General features: G+C 61.5%; 2 protein-coding genes. Both read right to left on the bottom strand.

Annotation, left to right across the window (positions count from 1 at the left end; translation table 11 throughout):
* Nucleotides 1-23: 23 nt before the first annotated feature.
* A complete protein-coding gene (gene groL, locus AC3WTO_RS31105) occupies nucleotides 24-1,658 on the bottom strand; it encodes a chaperonin GroEL (RefSeq protein WP_492465081.1) in 1,635 nt (544 codons plus the stop codon).
* Nucleotides 1,659-1,702: 44 nt separating this feature from the next.
* A complete protein-coding gene (locus AC3WTO_RS31100; protein WP_492465082.1) occupies nucleotides 1,703-2,020 on the bottom strand; it encodes a co-chaperone GroES in 318 nt (105 codons plus the stop codon).
* Between the last annotated feature and the right edge of the window lie 34 nt (nucleotides 2,021-2,054).

Here is a 2,054-nt window from a genome sequence, read left to right as displayed (position 1 = left end):
GCCGAACGGTTGAGGCACTGTTGTCAGTATCCCATTGCGCCCATGCCGCCGTTGCCGGCCGCCGGCGCGGAGTCTTTCGCAGGGATATCGGCAATCATCGCCTCGGCGGTAATCAGCAGCGCGGCGATGGAGCCGGCGTCCTGCAGTGCAGTTATGACGACCTTGGCCGGATCAACAATGCCTGCCTTGATCATGTCGACATAGGTTTCGGTCTGCGCATCGAAGCCCTGGTTTTGATCTTTGCCGTCGGTCAACCTGCCGACCACGATCGAGCCTTCGACACCGGCATTTTCGGCGATCTGCCTGATCGGGGCTTCGAGCGCCCTGAGCACGATTGAGATGCCGGCGTTGACATCGGCATTGGCGCTGGCGAGAGATGCTAGCACGGCTCTTGCCCGCAGCAGCGCGACGCCACCACCGGGCACGATACCTTCCTCGACAGCCGCGCGGGTGGCGTTGAGCGCATCGTCGATGCGGTCCTTCTTCTCTTTGACCTCGGTCTCTGTCGCGCCACCGACGCGGATCACCGCGACGCCGCCGGCAAGCTTCGCCAGCCGCTCCTGCAGTTTCTCCTTATCGTAGTCGGAGGTGGTCTCCTCGATCTGTGCCTTGATCTGGCTAATACGCGCCGCAATTCCGGCCTTGTCGCCGGAGCCATCGACGATCGTCGTCGTTTCCTTCTCGATCAGCACGCGCTTGGCGCGGCCGAGCATGTCGAGCGTGACGTTTTCCAGCTTGATGCCGAGATCTTCAGAGATCATCTGACCGGCGGTCAGCACCGCGATGTCCTCCAGCATAGCCTTGCGGCGGTCGCCGAAGCCCGGAGCCTTGACGGCAGCCACCTTGAGCCCGCCGCGCAGCTTGTTGACGACCAGCGTCGCAAGCGCCTCGCCCTCGACATCTTCCGAAATTATGAGCAATGGCTTGCCGCTCTGCACCACGGCTTCGAGGATCGGCAGCATGGCCTGCAGGTTACCCAGCTTCTTCTCGTGAATGAGAAGGTAGGGATCCTCTAGTTCCACGCGCATCTTTTCCGGATTGGTGACGAAGTAGGGAGAAAGATAGCCGCGGTCGAACTGCATGCCCTCGACCACGTCGAGCTCCGTCTCTGCGGTCTTGGCCTCCTCGACCGTGATGACGCCCTCGTTGCCTACCTTGTCCATTGCCTTGGCAATCATCTCGCCGACGACCGTGTCGCCATTGGCGGCGATGGTGCCGACTTGGGCCACTTCGGCCGAAGACTTCACCTTCTTGGCCCGCGCCCGGATCTCCTTGACCACAGCTGCCACGCCGAGGTCGATGCCCCGCTTCAGGTCCATTGGGTTCATGCCGGCGGCGACCAGCTTGGCGCCCTCGCGCAATATCGAAGCGGCAAGCACCGTTGCCGTGGTGGTACCGTCGCCGGCGAGGTCATTGGTTTTGGATGCCACCTCGCGCACCATCTGCGCGCCCATGTTCTCGAACTTGTCGGACAGCTCGATCTCCCGAGCGACGGTGACGCCGTCCTTGGTGATGCGCGGCGCGCCATAAGATTTGTCGATGACCACGTTGCGGCCCTTCGGGCCGAGCGTCACCTTGACTGCGTTGTTGAGCAATTCGACGCCGCGCAGCATGCGATCGCGCGCATCGGTGGAAAATTTGATTTCCTTGGCAGGCATGATCTTCGTCCAGTTCTGTCTTGAAAATGGGGCGAGGAATCCGGTCAGGCGGCTTTCTTGGCGGCCGATCCGATCATCTCGACGATGCCCATGATATCGCTCTCCCTCATGATCAGGAGGTCTTCGCCGTCGATCCTAACCTCTGTCCCGGACCATTTGCCGAACAGGATAAGATCGCCCGCCTTGACGTCGAGAGGAACCAGATTGCCCCTTTCGTCGCGGGAACCTGGGCCAACGGCGATCACCTCGCCTTCCTGCGGTTTTTCCTTCGCGGTGTCGGGAATGATGATCCCGCCTTTGGATTTGAGATCGCCTTCCGCGCGTCGGATGACGACGCGGTCGTGAAGCGGACGAAAATTCATGAGGTTCTTTCTGGAGCCGGCGCATAGGGCGGCC

This window comes from Mesorhizobium sp. EU05-FHT14A09 (genome assembly GCF_058790995.1).
Note: the sequence above shows the minus strand (reverse complement) of the source record. Positions and strands in the feature narration are given on the sequence as shown.

Bases quoted from the DNA above. Each gene is read 5' to 3' on its own strand.
- groL (WP_492465081.1), bottom strand. From the start codon at position 1,658: ATGCCTGCCAAGGAAATCAAATTTTCCACCGATGCGCGCGATCGCATG.
- AC3WTO_RS31100 (WP_492465082.1), bottom strand. From the start codon at position 2,020: ATGAATTTTCGTCCGCTTCACGACCGCGTCGTCATCCGACGCGCGGAA.